The organism is Limibacter armeniacum (assembly GCF_036880985.1).
Taxonomy (GTDB): Bacteria; Bacteroidota; Bacteroidia; order Cytophagales; family Flammeovirgaceae; genus Limibacter; species Limibacter armeniacum.
The window spans coordinates 1,283,856-1,304,803 of the sequence record NZ_JBAJNO010000008.1; the positions used below are offsets into that span (position 1 = coordinate 1,283,856).

Annotated in this window: 18 protein-coding genes; 14 read left to right on the plus strand and 4 right to left on the minus strand. The window is 40.3% G+C overall.

All coding sequences use genetic code 11. The features are described 5' to 3' along the window. The first annotated feature begins 545 nt into the window (after positions 1-545). The 6 genes from V6R21_RS11270 to V6R21_RS11295 all read left to right on the plus strand — a co-directional run bounded on the left by V6R21_RS11270 (position 546) and on the right by V6R21_RS11295 (position 5,877). Positions 546-1,112 carry a hypothetical protein gene (locus V6R21_RS11270; protein WP_334243709.1) on the plus strand — a complete coding sequence of 189 codons (567 nt, stop codon included), beginning with the start codon at positions 546-548 and terminating at the stop codon, positions 1,110-1,112. A gap of 940 nt (positions 1,113-2,052) precedes the next feature. Then, the gene (locus tag V6R21_RS11275; protein ID WP_334243710.1) at positions 2,053-2,814 is read left to right on the plus strand and encodes a hypothetical protein; all 762 of its coding nucleotides are present in this window, start codon (positions 2,053-2,055) and stop codon (positions 2,812-2,814) included. Between the two features lie 699 nt (positions 2,815-3,513). Beyond that, a complete protein-coding gene (locus tag V6R21_RS11280; RefSeq protein ID WP_334243711.1) occupies positions 3,514-3,675 on the plus strand; it encodes a hypothetical protein in 162 nt (53 codons plus the stop codon). A 1-nt stretch (position 3,676) separates the two neighbouring features. Continuing rightward, entirely contained in the window at positions 3,677-4,378 is a 702-nt protein-coding gene (locus tag V6R21_RS11285) for a hypothetical protein (RefSeq protein WP_334243712.1), read from the plus strand. Between the two features lie 212 nt (positions 4,379-4,590). Next, positions 4,591-4,965, plus strand: a complete 375-nt coding sequence (locus V6R21_RS11290; protein WP_334243713.1) for a winged helix-turn-helix transcriptional regulator — start codon at positions 4,591-4,593, stop codon at positions 4,963-4,965. 138 nt (positions 4,966-5,103) lie between these two features. Then, a complete protein-coding gene (locus tag V6R21_RS11295; RefSeq protein ID WP_334243714.1) occupies positions 5,104-5,877 on the plus strand; it encodes an MBL fold metallo-hydrolase in 774 nt (257 codons plus the stop codon). Positions 5,878-5,944: 67 nt separating this feature from the next. On the opposite strand, the gene V6R21_RS11300 is transcribed toward V6R21_RS11295, so the two are convergent. Both V6R21_RS11300 and V6R21_RS11305 read right to left on the minus strand, forming a co-directional pair. Then, positions 5,945-6,454, minus strand: coding sequence for a GNAT family N-acetyltransferase (locus V6R21_RS11300; protein ID WP_334243715.1), 510 nt, complete (start codon positions 6,452-6,454; stop codon positions 5,945-5,947). Between the two features lie 237 nt (positions 6,455-6,691). Next, positions 6,692-9,013, minus strand: a complete 2,322-nt coding sequence (locus tag V6R21_RS11305; protein ID WP_334243716.1) for a glycoside hydrolase family 20 protein — start codon at positions 9,011-9,013, stop codon at positions 6,692-6,694. A gap of 168 nt (positions 9,014-9,181) precedes the next feature. On the opposite strand from V6R21_RS11305, the gene V6R21_RS11310 reads away from it, so the two are divergent. Beyond that, positions 9,182-9,334, plus strand: coding sequence for a hypothetical protein (locus V6R21_RS11310; RefSeq protein WP_334243717.1), 153 nt, complete (start codon positions 9,182-9,184; stop codon positions 9,332-9,334). Between the two features lie 24 nt (positions 9,335-9,358). On the opposite strand, the gene V6R21_RS11315 is transcribed toward V6R21_RS11310, so the two are convergent. Continuing rightward, positions 9,359-9,985 carry a hypothetical protein gene (locus V6R21_RS11315; RefSeq protein ID WP_334243718.1) on the minus strand — a complete coding sequence of 209 codons (627 nt, stop codon included), beginning with the start codon at positions 9,983-9,985 and terminating at the stop codon, positions 9,359-9,361. Between the two features lie 204 nt (positions 9,986-10,189). Here V6R21_RS11315 and V6R21_RS11320 point away from each other — a divergent pair, with 204 nt between their 5' ends. Further along, the gene (locus tag V6R21_RS11320) at positions 10,190-10,621 is read left to right on the plus strand and encodes a hypothetical protein (protein WP_334243719.1); all 432 of its coding nucleotides are present in this window, start codon (positions 10,190-10,192) and stop codon (positions 10,619-10,621) included. Between the two features lie 22 nt (positions 10,622-10,643). On the opposite strand, the gene V6R21_RS11325 is transcribed toward V6R21_RS11320, so the two are convergent. After that, positions 10,644-12,698, minus strand: a complete 2,055-nt coding sequence (locus tag V6R21_RS11325; protein ID WP_334243720.1) for a sensor histidine kinase — start codon at positions 12,696-12,698, stop codon at positions 10,644-10,646. 150 nt (positions 12,699-12,848) lie between these two features. Between V6R21_RS11325 and V6R21_RS11330 the strand changes: the two genes are divergently transcribed. The 6 genes from V6R21_RS11330 (at position 12,849) to V6R21_RS11355 (ending at position 20,894) form a co-directional block, all read left to right on the plus strand. Beyond that, the gene (locus tag V6R21_RS11330; protein ID WP_334243721.1) at positions 12,849-13,589 is read left to right on the plus strand and encodes a LytR/AlgR family response regulator transcription factor; all 741 of its coding nucleotides are present in this window, start codon (positions 12,849-12,851) and stop codon (positions 13,587-13,589) included. Positions 13,590-13,885: 296 nt separating this feature from the next. Further along, positions 13,886-15,418, plus strand: coding sequence for a sodium/pantothenate symporter (locus tag V6R21_RS11335; RefSeq protein ID WP_334243722.1), 1,533 nt, complete (start codon positions 13,886-13,888; stop codon positions 15,416-15,418). Between the two features lie 18 nt (positions 15,419-15,436). After that, the gene (locus V6R21_RS11340; protein ID WP_334243723.1) at positions 15,437-16,423 is read left to right on the plus strand and encodes an alpha/beta fold hydrolase; all 987 of its coding nucleotides are present in this window, start codon (positions 15,437-15,439) and stop codon (positions 16,421-16,423) included. Positions 16,424-16,486: 63 nt separating this feature from the next. Further along, on the plus strand, positions 16,487-18,946 hold the full coding sequence (locus V6R21_RS11345) for a TonB-dependent receptor (protein WP_334243724.1): 2,460 nt from the start codon (positions 16,487-16,489) through the stop codon (positions 18,944-18,946). A gap of 69 nt (positions 18,947-19,015) precedes the next feature. After that, on the plus strand, positions 19,016-19,759 hold the full coding sequence (gene fabG / locus V6R21_RS11350; RefSeq protein ID WP_334243725.1) for a 3-oxoacyl-ACP reductase FabG: 744 nt from the start codon (positions 19,016-19,018) through the stop codon (positions 19,757-19,759). Positions 19,760-19,901: 142 nt separating this feature from the next. Further along, positions 19,902-20,894: a 3-oxoacyl-ACP synthase III family protein gene (locus V6R21_RS11355; protein ID WP_334243726.1), complete on the plus strand. Its 993-nt coding sequence runs from the start codon at positions 19,902-19,904 to the stop codon at positions 20,892-20,894. Positions 20,895-20,948: the final 54 nt, after the last annotated feature.

The window sequence follows — 20,948 nt, forward strand, 5'->3', positions numbered from 1 at the left end:
ATCGGTAACCCTATATTGTGCTGAAAGTACAATATTCAATAGCAAAGGACTTTAGTCCTTTGTCTTCCCACTAATGCAGAAATTAGCTCAATAAGCGAGTGAAGCGAATGTAGCAGGGTGTTACTTATGCTTAATATTTTACTACTATTAGCAAGAAATTGATTTTTTAATGGGAAGATGAGCGATTAATTATTTTAGGCACAAGTAGCGTATTCTCCACTCGCTATGCTCCCTTGAAATACTAATACTTACGCCAGTGGGGGTATGTCCAAGGTTCAAAGGACCTTGTTAAGGTGGTTAAAAAGAAGCCTACTATTGTTGGTCGTTCAGAATTTATCAATCAAAGCAGTGTTGTAGACTTGAGAAAAATTAAGTCAATTATGACAAGTAAAAAAAATACAAATCAACGATTTACAATTTTTAATTGATAAAAATGGAAGAGTCGTAATTGCAGATCCATTAGATGTTTATGAGAATGTAGCCCCTAACAATAAGAACATTAGGATGATTGACTTATTAATTGAAGTAGTACAAAAAAATAATTAATGGACTTTTTAAAATATAACAAGGAAAGAGTAATTTCAAAAAACATTAGTTTGCTTGAGATTTTATTTAGTGATAAGGTGAAAGACCTGATAAGATGTAGTTTATATAAGGTTGTAATTGGGGAGAACTTTTCAAGTATTGAAGGAGCTTTACTAATAGAGTTATATTCAGGTAGGATTATAGGTTTAAATGGTCAAGATGAATTAAATTCAATTGTCACTTGGTTAGAAAAAAGTGAGAAAGGAGAAGTGAATGAAGACTACTACCTTAATGATAATGAAATCTATCCATATACATTAGCTGAGTATAGTGAAGATTTAAGTAGTATGATAATCAATAAAAAAGCTGCTTTTATTGACGTTGTTTATCAGCAGTATTTTTCGAATTATAAATACATGGAGCTCCCAAATGAAGTGGGGATAATTGTTGGGTTCGAAGAAGGTGGTTTTATGACTTTAACACATTACCTATTTAATCAATCCAATGATTTAGACTTAAAGATTACCTCTAATTATCCAATGATTGATACAAACTTATTTAAAATACAAAGAATATCTCCCCAATAGTTGAGCATTTGCTTAATCGAACTTGACTTCGTCGAGTTTGAAATCGTCTTCAAGGGACTCTGTCCCGAATCGAGCCACAACATAGGGAATAGTAGAGAATATAAAACAAGCCATCGAGTGTGAAAACTTGGTGGTTTGTTCTTTTTAGATACTAAGTCCTATTAGAGCTAACATTTAAGCCATTGGCTTTCACTCCTAACAGGTCTTAGTGTCAAACACTAAGACCTGTTGTTTTTTAAAACAGTACCAACATTTGCATAAGGAACACATTACCATTAGTTTATATATCAAACAAGTCAATCACTTTTAAAGACAAAAAAAGAAAGGGGGCTTCGGTTCCCTTTTTTTATGCAGATACCTATAACTGTTGCAATTGAACAGGATGACATAGCGGGGTAATGTACATTTAGTTAAACACAATAAAGAAGATATAAAGCAAAGTCAAACAGCAAAGAACTTTACTTATCGTTCATTCCATGAATGATTTAAATCGGTAACCCTATATTGTGCTGAAAGTACAATATTCAATAGCAAAGGACTTTAGTCCTTTGTCTTCCCACAAATGCAGATATTAGCTCAATAAGCGAGTGAAGCGAATGTTGCAGGGTGTTACTTATGCTTAATATTTTACTACTATTAGCAAGGGATTGATTCTTTAGGTGAAGAAGAGCTATTAATTATTTTAGGCACAAGTAGCGTATTTCTGCACTCGCTATGCTCCCTTGAAATACTAATACTTACACCAGTGGGGAAAAGAAGTCCACAGGGGTACAGCTAGAAGCCATGATGGTTATGATAAATTTATTGAAAAGTTAATAGATGATGGAACTTTTGATAATATGCAATCAATAACAGATTTAATCGATGATTTAAAAGCGATTTTCAAGGATGAGTATACTTCACCAAAAACAGTAGGAACTATTAATGATATAGACTCATTATGAGATACTTCAAGTTAGAAATTAATTTTATAGAAGGTGTTGTTTCTGACAGTAGAAGGCATGTTTATATAACAGCCTCTGATATCAAAAACAGAGATGAAATTCTTTATCAAAAGTCTACCGATAGCACTGACTTTTATCCCGAAGAGGTAGAGTTTGATCCATTATTAGCTGTTGTAAAGACAGACGATGTAGTGGATGATATTACAACAACCCCCCCAGAGGGAGTTGAAATGGTATTTTCGGATATTATGTATTGGATATATAATGAACCTCATAATGGTAATTTTTATACGGTATCACAAAAGTTCAAGGATACAGTAGATCCATTACAAATACCTGAATTTAAGTTTTATAAATCCAGACTTAAAGTGCGAAATGAATTAAGGGACGATTATTGGGTTTGGCAATACTTGGATCGAGAAGAAAGTAAGGTAGTGGATGCAGAGAAGACAAGATATAGGTATGTTATAGGGTTGCTTTCTAGGCAACAAGAGCCTCTTGGAGAAGACTCTTACTCATTTTCATCTTTTAAGGGGGGACGTGAATTTGGGAAGAATGTTGCAAAACGGGCGAGATTGAAGTATCAAAAGCTTGTTTTACAAAATCATATGAAGGGTTTTGATTTACTTCCTTTACCAAAAGGATCTATGATTACTCTGATATCTGAACGTTTAAAGAATGCAATAGAATCAGCAAACCTTAAAGGCGTTACTATTCAGGAGTTAGATTTTGAAGTGAAATTTTCAGATGATGAATAGCATTCAATACAACCACTTTCCACATTGATTAAGCAAGGAAGCTTCTATTAACTCAATCAGTGTTCGAACCGAATGCAGAAGAGCGTTACTTGTGCTTAAGATTTAGGAGAAGTATAAAGCATAAGCAATTGGCTTTCATCCCTAACAGGTCTTAGTATCTCACACTAAGACCTGTTGTTTTTTAAAGCAGTGCCAACATTTGCATAAGGAACACATTACCATTAGCTTATATAATAAACAAGTCAATCACTTATAAAGACAAAAAAGAAAGGGAGCTTCGGTTCCCTTTTTTTATGCAGATGCCTATAACTGTTGCAATTGAACAGGATGACATAGCGGGTAATGTACATTTAGTTAAACACAACAAAGAAGATTTAAAACCAAGTCAAACAGCAAACAACTTTACTTATCGTCCATTCCATGGAATGATTTAAATCGGTAACCCTATATTGTGCTGAAAGTACAATATTCAATAGCAAAGGACTTTAGTCCTTTGTCTTCCCACAAATGCAGATATTAGCTCAATAAGCGAGTGAAGCGAATGTAGCAGGGTGTTACTTATGCTTAATATTTTACTACTATTAGCAAGGGATTGATTTTTTAGGTGAAGAAGAGCTATTAATTATTTTAGGCACAAGTAGCGTAATTCGGCACTCGCTATGCTCCTTTGAAATACTAATACTTGCACCAGTGGGGGTAATGCAAGCTGAAATTAAGAAACTAACCCATGCATTAAAGCAGGAACTGATGGAGCAAAGTGTGAAAGGAACTAAAAATATCAATGACTTATTTGGCAAGCCTGCTGAGCCTAAAGATATGATAAGAGCAGTTCAAGAAATTGTAGACCAAAACAGTATTTGATATGAAGTATTATGAAATAAGTATGAAAGCCTTATGGGTCGTTATGCATACAGAGCAGGTAGATAACGACTATAAACTAAAAGAAAACTTAGATATACACGGTAATCAAAATCGTTGGGAGGAGGCACCTGTGATACCGCTGACCTTGATTTATGATAGTTCTCAGGAAGCACCTTCAGAGCCTGAATTTCAGGATATCTATAATTGGCAACATAACTTGTTGTGGAATATGTGGCCCGAGCCAAGTGGAAATTATTTGGTTATTTCCAAAAGATTTTGGCAAGTATTAAAAACACACACTTTACCAGAGAATTTTATATATGATTCTTTGGTTGCTTATAAAGGGGGGAAAAAACCTTATAAGGTTTTTTTTCCAAAAATGATTGAACCATATTGGTTTTGGGGAAACTTTAATTATAGAAATTCACTTTTCAAAGAATCAAAAAGTTTTAGACCTAATATTGTATATCAATCCAAACTTAGTTTCCAAGACAAGGAAGAAATACTTAAAGTTAATACAAGTAAGTTTCTAGATGAAGATAGAATGATATACCCTGAGAAAGTAATGCTTAATGAACCATGGGATATTTTTGTATTTGGCATTAACTTTTTTATTTCTGAACGTTTAAAAGATGCTTTAGAACAGGCTGGTTGTAATGTAGGGCTAGCCACATATGAAATAGACTTTGAGGTTATTTCATAATAGGCTTTCTTATTTATAAACAAGGCAGTTTCCATTAAAGGAAGCTGCCTTATTTTTATCTTTATATCTAAAAGATCATATCACACAGCCCTATAAACGTGATACCTAACCTCAGGGCTAGATATAATATTCAGGCAAACAATAAATAAAATGCGGATGTTACTTGATAAGAGAAACAATTAATCAAGGCAATTACGCTTGAACGATCTAGAATGAAAATCCGAAAAGAGTTTACCTGTCCACTGGAAATAGTACATGATATTCTGAAAGGGAAATGGAAGACTGTTATCCTTTGGCAGATTTATATATATGGAAAAGTATCCCTGTCGCAGCTGGAGAAAGATATCAAAGGAATTAGCCAGAAGATGCTGCTGGAGCAACTGAATGAGTTAAGGAAGTTTGGTTTGGTAGACAAGCATACTTTTGAGGGCTATCCTTTGAGGGTGGAGTACTTTATTACGGCAGATAAGGGAAAAAGAATTATTGAAGCATTGGGCATTATGCAGGAAGTAGGGCGTGAGTACCTGATGGAAAGAGCTGCCTGTAATTTGGAAAAGCGTGAACTTTCTAAGGAAATAGAAGATTGAATAAATGTTAAATATTAGAGCGTGATTGAAAAAGGAGTCAATGAAGATACCCACAAAAAAGTAGGTAATTGACAGCTCGGCTTGTTCGCGCTATCATTGTGCATCATTAAAATATTGTTTGACAATAACCTGAGAAAAATGGCACACAAGGCAAGTATTCAACTTTTAAGACATGCAACACTTGTAATCAATATAGCAGGCAAAAAGCTGTTGTTAGACCCTATGTTGGGAGAAAAGGATGCATTTGACCCAATTCCCAATGCAGGCAATGATATGCGCATTCCGATGGTGGATTTGCCGATCAGCAAAGCAGAACTGGAAAAGCTGGTGGATGAGGTAGATGCTGTTTTTATCACTCATACACACCCTGACCATTGGGACCCGATTGCCATGCAGCTGATTCCAAAAGACAAGCCACTATTCTGTCAGGTTCCTGATAAGCAGTTGCTCGAAGGACAGGGCTTTACCACTGTAACCCCTATTGCAGATACAATTGAATGGGAAGGAATTACTATTCACAGAACTGGTGGCGAACACGGTACAGGAGAGTTGGCAAAGTTGATGGGAATTGTATCGGGTTTTGTTTTTGAGTTTGAAGGACAATCCATTTATGTGGCAGGGGATACCATCTGGCATCCTGAGGTGAGCAAGGCACTGGACATTTACCATCCTGATATGACCGTACTGAATATGGGTAGTGCACAGTTTCTGCAAGGTGACCCGATCACGATGTCACACAAAGACCTGATCAAGGTGCATGACTACGCGCCAAACACAAAGATTGTAGCAGTACATCTTGATACGGTCAATCACTGTCTGGAAACACGTGAGGTACTTTCAAAAATACTGAAGGAAAAAGGTTTGGAAGAAGTTGTCACCATCCCTGAAGATGGAGAGGTAGTTTCGTTATAAAGTACGACCAAAGAATTTTCATATAACATCGTGATGACTGCAGCAGTCATCACGATTTTTTTATTGCCTAGAGTTGCTTATAGAAATAAACCGTTGCTTCCAGTTTACCATCTGAGCTTCTGGCAAAGTCAGGAATCTGTCCTGCTTCCTGATAACCGATGTTGCTGTATAGGGTAGAGGCAACATCCCCAAAACGGGTGTCCAGTACAAGCAGCAGCAGACCAAGTTCTTTGGCTGTTTCCTCCATCAGTGCCATCAGTTTTTTGCTGACACCTTTCCCTCTTGATACTGTATGTACCATCAGTTTCTCCACTTCACCACGGTGTGAGCCGTTTGCCTTGTGGCAAAGTGAAAGCTGTACAGCCCCAATCACGGCATCACCTTCCTGTGCAATGAAAAGCTTACGTGATTTGGATTGCAGACCTGCTTCAACACCAGCCCAATAGTCTTTGGCTTCTTGCAAATCAAATGGTGTGATAAACCCGACAGATGCACCACTGTCAACACAGTCTTTAAGGAGTGCTTCAAGGTGAGACTCGTGTCCTTTAATTGAATTGATTTCTTTAATTTCCAGCATAATAGAATATTAGATGTCACACACTTATTTAAAAATAGCTGATGCATCAAAGATATTAATATTCTAACATTTGTTTGAAGAAATAGAATTAATCTATGGGTGGATGATCTTATTCAGAGAGAGGGAAAGATATGAGGAAGTATGCCTTTATGAGGGGGAAATAGGTGGTGTAATATGGATTCAGTTAAATGTTATAAGCAAAGAGGTTCCTGTTGTCGCAGGAACCTCTTTTTTTCACTATTGGACGATAATCTCATCTACAAAAAGGTAAGCGTTTTGTCCGCTTCCTTTATGCCATTCAGGAAGCTTGTCCTGTCTTTCTACCACTACTTTAAGGTAATGGGCAGATACCTTGTCAAAGCTGGCTGTCAGGTCAGTGATCATGTCCTTCTGTTCCTGTGTTGTCTCAGGAAATGTCTCTGAGGCCACTTCCTTATATGCTTTCCCATCATCAGATGTATAAACCTTCAAGGAACGTGCTCCAAAAATCCAGCTGCCTGCCTGCACCAGCGTTCCGACTTTTACTTCAGATATTTCAGTAGGTTGTTTCAGGTCAATTACGGCTTCAAGATCGCCATGCAGGAAACCTACCCAAGCACCACTGCCAAAGTTCATGATACCTCTCAGTCCGTCATTCAAGGCAGGCGTATATTTCTCATATCTGGAAGAAGGCGCTTTCAACAATTGCATCGGCTTGAAGCTGGCTATGTTCAACTGAATCGTTTCTGATTTCACCATGCCTTTCTCTCCATTCAGGAAAGTGGTTGCCTTTAGTGTCACAGGTTTATCGATTGACAGTTTCTCCCCCTTGTATTGTTCACTTTGCTGATTAGGCTCCGAACCATCAAGTGTATAATAAATCGGTTCACTGCTGAATGTCGAAAGGGCTACTTCCACTTTACCTGTCTCAGGGTTTGGAGAAGCTGCTATCTCAGCATCAAAGATATGTTTGGCGTAGTTAAGTCCCATCTGCTCATAATAGCTGATGGCATGCAACAAACGAGGTTTGAAATCCTCAAGGTTACGGTCTTCTTTGGCTGACCACAATACCTCTGAAAGGGCCGCCATTCTTGGCAGGATCATATATTCCACCTGCTCTGAAGATTTCATATACTCCGTCCAGACATTTGCCTGAGCACCTTTTACATATTGTTGTTCTTCTTCCGAAAGTTCTTCAGGAACTGGTTCAAACTCGTAAACTTTGCTGACTGTAGTAAAACCTCCAATTGCCAAAGGTTCCACTTCCTTATCCAAAGACTGGTAATGGTCAAAGTAAACGTGGCTTCCTGGTGTCATGATCACATCGTGTTTCTGACGTGCTGCCTCAATACCACCATGCATACCTCTCCAAGACATAACAGTGGCATTTGGAGCCAGACCGCCTTCAAGAATCTCATCCCATCCGATAATCTGTCTGCCTTTGCTGTTCAGGTATTTTTCAATTCTTCTGATAAAGTAACTTTGTAGTTCATGCTCGTCTTCCAGTCCTTCCGAATTGATTCGAGCCTGACATTTAGGGCAATTTTCCCACGAAGCCTTAGGGCATTCATCACCACCGATGTGGATATACTCACTAGGGAACAGTGCGACAACTTCATCCAGTACATCCTGAAGGAAAAGGAAGGTACTGTCGTTACCCGCACAATATACCTCGTCAAAGATGCCAAAAGTAGTGGCTACATCGTAATGTTCTCCTTTACAACCGAACTGTGGGTAGGCTGCCAGTGCAGCAAGTGAGTGTCCCGGAAGCTCAATCTCAGGGATAACCGTGATAAACCTGTCTTGAGCGTATTGTACAATTTCCTTGATCTCTTCCTGAGTATAGAAGCCACCATAAGGTTGACCATCATACTCATTGCTTCTGCCTGCATGTCCCACAACAGTTTCCTTTCTCTGGCTTCCTACTGAGGTTAGTTTAGGGTATTTCTTGATCTCAATTCTCCATCCTTGATCTTCCGTTAGGTGCCAATGAAAAGTATTCATCTTGTGCATGGCAATCAGGTCAATATAGGTTTTGACAAAGTCGGTGTCAAAGAAGTGTCTGGCCACATCCAAGTGCATGCCTCTGTAACTGAATCGTGGTGAATCCTGAATCTGCATGGCTGAGATCGCTACCTCATTTCCTTTGGCTTTGGCAGGAATAAGTTGTCTCAAAGACTGCACACCATAGAATGTCCCTTTTGCAGATTGACCATTTATCAGTATTCGGTCATTGGAAACCGTCAGCTCATAAGCTTCTGATGCATCCTGATTGGCAGCTGTCAGTACAATGCCGTCATCACTTGGTGTTCCTGCTGCAATTTTAGGAGCAAATCCCAATGCACCCATGATATAGCCTTGCAGCAGTTCAGCAGTTTTCTCCAATACCGGATCACCTTCAGGGTAAATGATAGGTGTATCTTGGTTTAAGACAAACTTGCCTTCTTGGTACTGTATGGATTTGGGTTGGGGTACAATCTCTGCTTTTTGAATGCTTGTAGCATCTTTATCAGAGGAACAAGCAAACACCATTGCCATTAGTGGCAAGCAGCGTAGTAGTTGATGAAAAAGTCTATTCATTTTCTTTACTGTGTAATTGTGTGGATTTAAGATTTTATCTGTCTAATAGTAACAAATTGTTAATATACATCCTCAAAAAATAGCAAAGTCCTATCAATTGTTAAAATGACAATATCACTACAACTTAACGATTCAGTGATTGAGTTATTCAGGTAATTAGCACCGTATATGAACTTCAATTATAGCATAGGGGCAACAATAGGAAAGAGGAACAACTTTATTGACAATCCAAGCTTCTTGGGTTGGGGAATTGATTACCGTAGAATGGTAGGGGAGCAGGTTGTAGTTTTTAAAGAGAAAGCCTCTGTTAATTTCAACTGAATTAACAGAGGCTGCATTGTGAAGTTACAGGATGTTGTTGCTTGTTTTTTTGATTGATAGAGGATTGTAACCTGAATCTACAAGACCAACAATACCATAAACGGTCTCACCAGGCTGAATCGATTTTCCATTTAAAAAATACTGCTCCAGTTCATTCTTGAAGTTTGAGTTAGCACCTGCTGCAATACCCATATTTAATGCAGTTAGACCTGGTCCTAAACCATAACCAATTGAATAGGTGTTAGTATCTCCGTTGGAATTTGAGGTGTATAGTTTGACAGGAGTCAGTAACAGATAAAGAATATGAAGTTCTGTATGCTGGCGAAGCTGTGAATGTACAAACGATGGTTGTAAAATATTCACTTCATTATTGCCAGAGTAAAGTTTTAGGTTTTGACCTACTGTAAGTGTCTCATTTGAATTGTTGACAATTTTGACCGCAACAACTTTTATACCTTTTTTAGCTTCTTTTTTGAAATACTTTTTATTTCCCCTCTCATTTAAAATATCATATTTGTATGAAAAAAGAACCTCATCACTATTTGATTGGTTAGAGTAGTTAAATGAATTTGGGGTAATTGATTTAAAACTTGATGCACAAGATGAAAAAAGGCACGCCGAAAGTGCTAAAAAAATGATTTGTTTTAACATTGAATTATAATCTTTAAAATTTGAAAATGTGCTAATAATGTTCAATTATAATAAAATGTAAATAAGTATTAATTGAATATATTTAGAATTTTTGATTATTCTTAATTCAAAATAGCTGACAATTAATTGGATGTTGATGTAAGTGTCAGGTTTTTAATTATTTGCGTTGTTTTTAAAAAATATGAAAGAATAAATATTAAAAAGATGATTAAAAAGTTATTGGTGGTTTTGTTGGTGCTAATGGCTAATGTTGCGATGGCACAAAAGGTTGATCAGTCTGCTCTGGTCGGCAAGTGGATTGTAAAGGGGACAGGAAGTCCAGTTGAGCAATTACCTCCTGATGTAAAGCAAGTGATGGACATGATGCGGGACGGTTTTATGTATGCTAAGTTTGAGTTCAAGGCTGACGGTAACTTTTCCCTTGAGTTTCAGGAAAGCGCAAGTGATATGATGAAGGAGTTGATTCCTGTAATGTCCAATTCAAAATGGAAATTTGATGGACAAACACAGATGTTAATGATCGGTACAGAAAGTGATCATTATAATCATATGCGCATGTCTGTGATGCAGCAGCAGGGAAAATATTTCTTTGCCTTCAATGATACACCTATCGTGTTGGAAATGGAGAAGCAATAAGAAACTTATTTTTGGGTTTGATCTAGTCAGGACTTAGTTCAAACCCAAAAATACTTCCTTCACCAGTCGTAGATTTAATTTGCAGTTGAGCAGTATGAATCTTCAAAAAATCCCTGCAAAGCATCAGTCCCAATCCAATTCCTTTTTCATCCTTGGTGCCTAGTGTGGTATAATTTCCTTTTGCTTTTTTGATCATTTCAATTTGCTCTTCTGAAAGTCCGACACCTGTGTCCTCAATGCTGATCAAACATTTCTTGTCCTGTAGTTTTACTTGTGCAGTTACTTTTCCATTGCTATCCGTAAACTTGATGGCGTTATTGATCAGGTTTCGAATTACAAAATCAAGCATGCGGTAATCCCCTCTGACTATTATTGGCTTTTCAGGAATACACATCTCAAGTGTGATGCCTTTTTCCTTGGCAGTAGAGCTGTAAAGGGTGTTGTTTTTATCGATCAGTTCCCTGATGTCAAATGTGCTTTCCTCATAGCGGTTTTCCTGCAATTGTGCCCGAGACCATTGCAACAGGTTTTCCAGTAAGTCAGAAAGGTTCTGCAATGACTTGTTGGTTTCGGCAGCAATCTCTTTCATCTCTTCCTGTGATAGGCGGTGACTGTGGTGAAGCAGCAGATTAAGAAAGGAATCAAAGGTGGCCAATGGACTTCTCAGGTCATGTGAGATAATGGAAAATAGCCTGTCCTTTAGTGCATTCAATGCTTTCAGTGACTGTTCTGATTCCTGTAGCTGGGTGACTGCTTCTGCCAGTTCTTTGGTTCTTTCCTCCACCTGCTTTTTAAGCTCCGCTTTTTGTCCGGCAATCAGCTGTTGTTTCTCACGCTCTTTCTCCTTTTCTAGTCTTTCCTTCTCCAGCTTTCTTTCCAATGCTTCCTGCTGAGACCTTTTAAACCTGTCAGCCAAACCCAATGAAAACAGGATTACCTGTGATACAACGCCCACTTGTGTGGAATGACTGATCAGCGAGCTTGCTGGCAGGATAGATACCTCTTGCAGGATCAGCAGTAATGCGCCAACAACAAAAAGGAAATTGGCTACCATAAAATAGATGGCAGGGATATAGCCTTTGCGGTAAACGAGAAACGCTGTCACAATCATGCTGACCAATACAGTAGCACCGATCAATCCAATGGCTTGTGTGGCTTCCTGAAGAAAGTCCCATTTAGTGGTATAGCTGACTATGCCTAACCCGATTGGGATAATGTAGGCAAAAGTGAGCCAGATCAGCGCCTTGTCCCAAGCGGGAAGAAACTCTCTCAGATGCAGGTACTTTCTGGTAAACAGTGTTCTGGCTACACCCGTCAACGGAACGATCAATGTAAAGCTGTGGGCATCCCAGTAAGGAGCCTTGGGCCACAGAAATACAAGATTCAGTCCGTGATAGAACATCATATAAAGACCAATGCCGGCAATGGATAGCACAAAATAGAAATAGCTGATATCCCGAATGGTCAGGAAAATCAGCAGGTTGTAGAGGGCCATTACCAGTATAATTCCGATAAAAAGTGTCTGGATAAACTGCTTGCGGTATTGTGTCAGCTCATAGGTACGGGCAGGTAGTAGTTGTACCTGTGCTTTTTCCTGTTCCAGAATACTCACTTTTGCACTTAGCTTGAGTAAAAGCGTCACCGATGACTGTTCATGGATAAGCAGTGGAATGGCATCTTTCTGTAGGCGGTTGGCATGTAGGCTCAGCTTTCCGGTCTGTTCCAAATGTTCCAGCGAATTAAAGTCCCATGCGTCAATCTCTCCCCATCCTGACAGCTTGAGCGTTTGGTGCAAGGTGGTGTGCGAAGGGTTTGTGATACTGACCATCAGCCAATAATTGACCTTTCTGCTGCTGCTGAAATGCATTAACTGTGGTGCAGTGTCAGCAATTGCCGTCAACTTCTCACGAGCATCTTGGGGCGTCAGCTGTTGCAGTGAATCCTCAAGCAGGATAAATGGAATGTTTTCTTCTGATTGTGTTTCCTCCAATCCTGAAAAGAACAGTAGGTCTGAAGATTGAGCGTGAACAAACTGAAAGCCAAGCAGCAAACAGCATAATCCAAGAATAATGCGCATGAGTTGATAGTGTGTTTAGTGTTGTTGTGTCAGTTAATGGTTTCTGAATATTGGGTGAATAATTATTTGAAAAGTAAAAAATTTTATACAATTACAATAATTCAAAGAATATATTGGACTTAAGAATTGATTTGGAAAGAAACTGAAGTGATGGAAACGGTAAGAATTGCAATTTTAGAAGACAATCTGGTAATGGCTAAAAACCTGACCTTTACATTGGAAGAATTGGGTTATGAAGTAGTCGGGGAATTTAGAAAAGGGGAAGACTTGCTTGAGAAGATAGCGGACTTGGATGTTGATCTCCTTCTGCTGGACGTTGAGCTGCCAGGTACAGTGGACGGCATTCAGACAGCGGCTGTATTGCGCAAAGTATATAAAGGGCCTATCATTTACTTGACCTCCCGAAAGGATGAGGATACTTTTTCAAGGGCAAAACCAACCCTGCCTGCGGCTTATCTTCAGAAGCCATTTGACAAAAATACCTTGCGGTCGAGTATAGAACTGGCAGCATACCATGCACAGCAAGAAGGAAGTGAAACTTCTGAGAGCAGTTTAGGCGAAGTTGAAGAGCTGGATGTAAAGGATGCCATTTTCGTGAAATCCAAAAACAGGCTGATGAAGGTAATCGTAGGGGATATCCTTTATATACAGGCCAATGATATCTATGCAACTGTCGTAACAGCAGAAGGGCAGTACCTTGTGAATTATTCCCTGAAGCATTTGGAACAACAACTGCCAAGCCTTCCATTTTACAGAACACACCGCTCTTTTATTGTGAACCTTGATCGTGTCAGTGGCTTGGAAGATGGACATCTTTTGATAGGAGATAATACCATTCCTGTTGGCAAAACCTATAGGGAAGAACTGATGAAACATTTTAGGGTATTGTGAGATGAGAGACGTAAGTAATTAGACAAGAGTACTAAGGTAAATGCCAAAACTTATATCAGAAGTCTCAAGTCTAATGTCTCAAACCTATTATGCAAAGTCTGATTTCTCTAAGTGTACTTTTTACATCAAAAATATTTCCGTTCACCTGATAAATCACTTCCGTTCACCTTTGAATCTTCTCCATTCACAAGAAAATAATGTTGTGGATAGGTGAAAATTCTACATTGAGACAACAACACATCGAAAGAATTGTCGGGTAAAGCCGACACTTAACCAGATAAACAACTTAGGTGAATATGGAAATGGCAGGATGGATATGCATACTTGGCTACATGGCTGTGCTCATGTTTTTTGTAATCAGAGGAGCTCGTAAAACGACTTCCATGACAGATTTTGCTGTAGGCAGCATGATTTTTTCTCCTACTGCGGTTGGACTTTCATTGGCAGCATCCATTACCAGTGCGGCAACCTTTATCATCAATCCAGGCTTTGTAGCCTACTACGGAATTAGCGGGGTGATTTCAATGGCTCTGGCGCTACCGTTTGGCGCACTGCTTTCTTTGGTCGTGCTGACAAAAGGTTTCCGTAAGGCAGGTGTCAAGATGAAATCACTGACCATTGCCCAATGGATAGGAGAGCGATACAAAAGTAAGCGCTATGCCACGTTCTTTGCTTTCCTATCTATGTTGCTGATTACATTCGTGGTGCTGATTTGCGTGGGACTAACCAAAGTCATCGCCAGTACGCTACAACTGGATGAATTATCCGTACTGATCAGTATTGTAGTATTTGTATTCGGTTATGTGATGTTTGGCGGGGCTAATTCAATGGTTTATACCAATATGGTACAGGCAATCCTGATGATTGTGGTGGCTGTGGTATTAATAGCTTCCGGTTATGAATACTTCTTTAGCGAAGGAGGAATTTTAGGAAAACTGAAAGAAATAGATGTACAGCTTGCCGAGCCTCTGAACCCATCCAGCCCGTTATTCAGAGATTATTTTGAGATCATATTCTGTCAGGTCGTTGTGGGTATTGCAGTGGTTTGTCAGCCACATATTATAACCAAGTCATTGTTGCTGAAGAAGGAAAGCGATGTAAATAAATACCTGTTGACAGGGGTGGTAACGGAGATCTTGTTCTTCAGCGTAGTGATTGCAGGGCTTTATGCCAGAATAGCTTTCCCTGACCTGACTTTGGATGGACAAGCCATTCCATTGGATGGCGTACTGACAACTTATGTGGTGACCATCTTACCTGTATCTGTAGGGTTACTGGTGGTGTTGGGATTGATTTCGGCAGGGCTTTCCACCTTGGAAGGACTAATCCAGACTGTTTCCTCAACCATAACCCAAGATATATTGAATCCAATGATGGGGGAGAAATTCAGGAAGAATGAGAAAAAGCAGATTATGACCAATAGACTGGTGATTGTAGGGTTGGGCGTATTGTCAATTTTCCTCTCCTATGAGCAGCTGGTTAACCCGAACCTGAGTGTGGGCATCTTTGCACAGAATGGCGTTTACGCCTACTTCTCTGCAGCCTTTATTCCGGTGCTTTTCGGACTGTTCCTGCCGAAGGTAAGGACGGTGGTTCCAGTAATAAGTTCGCTGACAGCATTGGTGGTACACTTTGGAGTGTACTACGGAGGAATTACACCTTATATGCAAGGAGCAATCAGGAATCCGGGTATTGCGGCTGCATTGGCTATTCTGTCAGCCTTATTGGTAGCTGTGGTAGTCCACTTCTCGTTAGGTGCTAAAGAAAAAGAAGCTGAAACCATTGAGGAAACAAACTCAGCACAACTAAAAGAAACCCAATTGAACTAACTAAAACCAATTCAACACATGAAAACGAAAGGTTATTGGATGATTCTGCTGACACTGTTGTGGATGGGCGCTTGCCAATCCGAAACACAACAGCAACAGTCAGAAAAGCTTGAAGCTAACACTGAAATTTCAGCACCTGATTTTTCATCAAAATTTACCATCAAGCATATTAATCTTCCTTCGGGAAATGAGTTGGCGTATGTAGATGAAGGTACTGGCAGTACCACTTTGCTGATGATACATGGCTTGGGAGGTAACCTGAAACATTGGGAAACCAATATCAAAAGCTTGAAGGAAAACTTCCGTTGTATCGCTATTGACTTGCCTGGTTATGGCAACTCACCTTTTGTGGAAAGTGAAGCAAATGCAGTGACTTTCTATGCAGACCTGATCAATGAATTAAAGCAGGAACTGGGGCTTGAAAATACAGTGATAATCGGTCACTCGATGGGAGGACAGGTAGCAATCCATTCGGTACTGAATGCACCTGAAAACTTCCAGAAAATGGTACTGGTTTCACCTGCGGGTTTGGAGACTTTCTCTTCTGTAGAAGCGATGGGCATAAAAAGTTTTGCAACGGCTGCTTACTATCAGCAGCAAGGTGAAAAGGATATTAAAACAGCTTTTGCCTTGAACTTCCATCAGCAACCTGAAGTTGCTGAGTCGTGGATTGCAGAAAGAATAGCGATGAAAGAGGAAGAAGGTTTTGACGCATACTGCAAGACAGTTGAGAGAGGAGTTACCGGTATGTTAGAAGCTCCTGTGGCTGAAAGACTGGCAGAACTGAAAGTACCTGTATTGGTAACTTTTGGTCAGGATGACAAGCTAATTCCTAACCGAATATTGCATAAGGACATGACCGTACAGCAGGTTGCTGAAAAAGCGTCTGCGATACCAAACCACCAGATTGAACTGATACCTGAGGTTGGGCATATGCCACATGTAGAAAAGCCACAGGTATTTGAAGAACTACTAAAGCATTTTCTCGAAAGCGCTGAAATCTAGGCTTTCGGACCAATAAATGACAAACCCAATTGCACAAATAAACACTTACAAAAAAGAATGAAAATGAAGAAGCTACTATCTACACTCTTGCTGCTGTGCATGACGGCATTGGCTGTTATGGCACAGGACAAAGCATCTCTTAAAGGCGCTATCAAGGATAAGCTGTCGGGACAGCCACTGATTGGGGCGACAGTAATGTTAAATGAAATCAACAAGGGAACAGTTACCAATAGCAGTGGTATGTTCCAGTTGGCAGAGCTTCCGGCAGGAGACTACACCCTGAATGTGAGTTTTGTAGGTTTTGAAACCATTTCACAGAAAGTAAGCCTGAAGGCTGGTGAAGTGAAAACATTGGACTTTGGTCTGAGTGAGTCAGCGCTGATGAGTGACGAAGTGGTTATCTCAGGTACAAGAAAAGCTGAAAAAATTACAGAGACACCTGCAACCATCGAAGTAATTGGTGCTGAGCAGTTGGCAGAGTTGCCATCTTTTAACCCTGGTGAATTGCTTGCCCGCCAAAAAGGGGTAGACTACTTCCGTGCGGGTGTTGTCGGTACTGGTATCAACGTTCGTGGATTCAACAGTAACTTCAATGCCAAAAACCTTCAGGTGACAGATGGCAGATTCTCTTCACTGATTGCAACAGGTCTACCTCTAGGCCCATTGAATACAGTAGTGAAGGAAGATATTGAAAGAATGGAATTGGTATTGGGACCAAATGCGGCGCTCTTCGGTCCGAATGCTCACAACGGCTTGATCAACACGATTACCAAAGACCCTAGAAAACACGAGGGAACAACGATTGCGATCAATGCAGGAAACCAGAAAATGTTCTCCACAAGATTGCGCCATGCTGAAAAGGTAAGTGACAAGTTTGCTTACAAGGTGACTGGTGAGTACTCAAGAGGTGAAGAGTTTGAGTATATTGACTCTGTATACTTGGCACCGAATAACCCAGTTGAAGAGCTTGACCTAGACCGTGACTTTGAGTTTTTCCGTGGAGAAGCAGCTATGATCTACTCACCTGTTGAGGACATGGATATTACAATGGCATACGGAGGAAGTAACAGTACTTATCTGGCTCCTACCAACGTAGGTCGTAACCAAATTGTGGACTGGCAAGTGCATTACCTACAAGGTAAATTCTCCTACAAAGGTTTCTTCGCACAAATCTACCATACGATCAGTAAGACTCAAGATACATATTCCATCAGTGATTATACCAAACAGTATTATGGAGCGATCGGAGCAGGTATGAATGAGCAGGAAGCAAGAGTTTATGCCAAAGACCCATCAAGAGGAGCTTTGTTCATTGATGACTCAAAACGTTGGAATGCTGAAATGCAATACAGCAAAAACCTGTTCGGAGTAGACGTTACAGTAGGTGCTCAATGGCAGCGTGATATGGCTAACTCACACGGTACTTACCTGTTGGACAAGAATGAAAAAGACTATATCACAATTGATCAGATTGGCGCTTATGCACAAGCAGAAAAGAAATTTGCAGGAGGGTTGAAACTGGTGGGGGCCTTGAGAGCAGATAATCACGAAGTATATGGCTTTAACCTGTTGCCTAAGGTGGGTGCAGTTCAGACAATTGGCGATCACAACTTCCGCTTGACTTATGGTAAAGGTATTGCAGCACCAACCATCCTGAACATGTATGGTAACCTGTTTGGTGGTCTGATATTGGGTAATGCCGAAGGATTTACAATGGTACCAGGTGAAGATGGCAGTGTTCAGACAATCGAGAAACAAAGAGTGGAGCAACTTCAAACAATTGAATTGGGCTACAAAGGTCAGCCAGTGAAAAGCAAGCTGTTTATCGATGCCAATGCTTATTACAATATCTCAAAAGACTTCTTAAGCCCTGTAACAGTAATCGGTGTAGCTGACAAGATGGGTGATCAGAAAGTGACGGATGTACAGTCAAACCCTGCTTTGGGAGGATTGGTTGCTACTTATGTCAACTTTGGTGAGTTCAATACTTACGGTGCTGATTTGGGTATCAACTATTACTTCAGTGATCAGCTGAGTGCTACGCTGAATTACTCATACTTCGGGTATAAAATTGATGAGAACAATCTAGAAAATGACTTCAATAAAGACGGTGTAGTAAACAAGCTGGACCTATTAGTGAATGCACCTAAAAACAAGGCTTCACTAGGTTTGAACTATAGTGGTAGCAAGTTCTTCGGATCGGTATTCACTCGTTGGGTAGAGAAATATGATTACTTCTCAAGCTACCAGATTGCAGCTGAAACACAGGATCTGGTTTACCGTGGCGTACCAGTAGTAGAAAATGCAAGAAGTGCCAACGCCTTCAACTACGGTCCACTTGGTGGGTTTGTAACGATGGATGTTAGCTTAGGTTACCACATCAACGAGATCTTCACAGTATCAGGTATGGTGACAAATGTGTTTGATCAGGAGTTGAGAGAGTTTACAGCAGCTCCTCCAACAGGTAGACTGATGTCACTGGAGTTGAAAGTGAATTTGCCTTCTTTCACAAAAGCAGATTAGTAGTAATAAATAAACCATCGAGGGGTGAGGCTGCAATGCCTCATTCCTTCATTTTAACCGAATAAAAAAATGAAACGACTAGCAGGAAAAACAGCAATCATCACAGGTGGTGCAGCAGGTATTGGCAAGACAGCGAGTTTGATGTTTGCCCGTGAAGGAGCTTCCGTAGCCATTTGGGACTTGAATGAGGAAAAGGGACTGGAGACGGTTCAGATGATTGAGGAGACAGGTGGAAGAGCGATGTTCCAAAAAGTGAATACCGCTGACTATAACAGTGTACAGTCCGCTGTAAGCAAAGTGATCCAAGAGTATGACCAGATTGACATTCTGGTAAACAATGCAGGCATCACAAGAGATGCATCACTGAAGAAAATGACACCTGACCAATGGCAGCAGGTAATTGATGTAAACCTGACAGGCGTATTTAACTGTACAAAACTGGTGGCAGACCATATGGTCGAAAAAGGTAAGGGACGTATTATCAGTACTTCTTCAGTGGTAGGTCTGTACGGAAACTTTGGACAAACCAACTATGTGGCGACCAAGTCTGGTGTAATTGGTATGACCAAGGTTTGGGCTCGTGAACTGGGACGTAAAGGGATCACCTGTAATGCAGTTGCTCCTGGGTTTATCGAGACGGAGATGACCAAACAGATTCCTGAAAACGTGATTGATGGCATCAAGGCAAAAATCCCAATGGGACATATGGGTAAGCCTGAAGACATTGCAAATGCCTATTTATTCCTGGCTTCTGATGAGGCTAAATATATCAATGGTACTGTCCTAAGCGTGGATGGCGGTATGGTTGGCTAATGACCAAGATCAGGCACGGTTCGCCGTGTCTTCCCTTTATTTTTTCAGATGACTTTATTATTCGCGGACAGGATACACATGCAAGTGAAAAATCTATTGTCTAGCATCTGGTATCTAACATCTTATATTTTACTTCTACAAAATGAGAAATGCAATCATACTATCCTCAGGTATGTATGTGCCTGAGCAAATTGTGTCCAATCAATACTTCAATGACTTACTGGGAGAGGATGTCGATACATGGCTAAGAGAAAATGTACAGATTCACGAAAGACGCTGGTGTACAAAAGAGGAGTCTGTCGCAGACCTTTGTGTCAAGGCAGCCGAGCAGATTCTGGAAAGAGCCAATGTAAAAGCAGAAGAATTGGATCTGCTGATTATCGCAACGGATACGCCTGAATATATATCTCCATCCACTGCTGCCAAGGTGCAGGACAGGATAGGAGCAAAAGACTCTGGCACTTTTGATGTGAATACGGCATGTGCAGGATTTGTAACTGCCCTTGACATTGCCAGCAAATATATCCGCTCTGATGAGCAGTACAATAAGGTGCTGGTAATAGGCGCCTATGCCATGAGCAAATACCTCAATTTGCAGGATAAGAAAACAGTAACCCTGTTTGCAGATGGTGCTTCCGGTGTACTGTTAAGTGCAGATACTTCTGATTCAGGAAGAGGATTTTTGGGTGGTGAACTGACAACTAAGGGAGAATACGCTGACTGGATGGGCATTTACGGTGGCGCAACCAAGACTCCAACTTCTTTAGAGATGGTGGAAAGAGGCGATCACCAACTGAAGTTTGTCAAGAAATTCCCTTCTGAATTGAACCCTGAGATGTGGACACAGATGGCACTTAACCTTTGCAAAAAGTTGGAGGTGCAGCCACATGAGGTAGCCCATATTTTCCTGACGCAGATCAATATCAACAGCATCCATGCTACAATGGATCGTTTGGGTTTACCGATGGACAAAACTACTACTGTAATGCATCACTACGGTTATACAGGTTCAGCTTGTATTCCAATGGCTTTTGATCAGGCTTTGCAGGAAGGGAAGGTGAAGGAAGGCGATCTGGTGTTCTTTATCGGGTCTGGTGGAGGACTTTCATTCGGAAGTGCGGCTTTTAGGCTGTAAGAATAAATGACAATCGAACCAAGGGTTCCCATGTGGAGGAACTCTTGGTTGAGA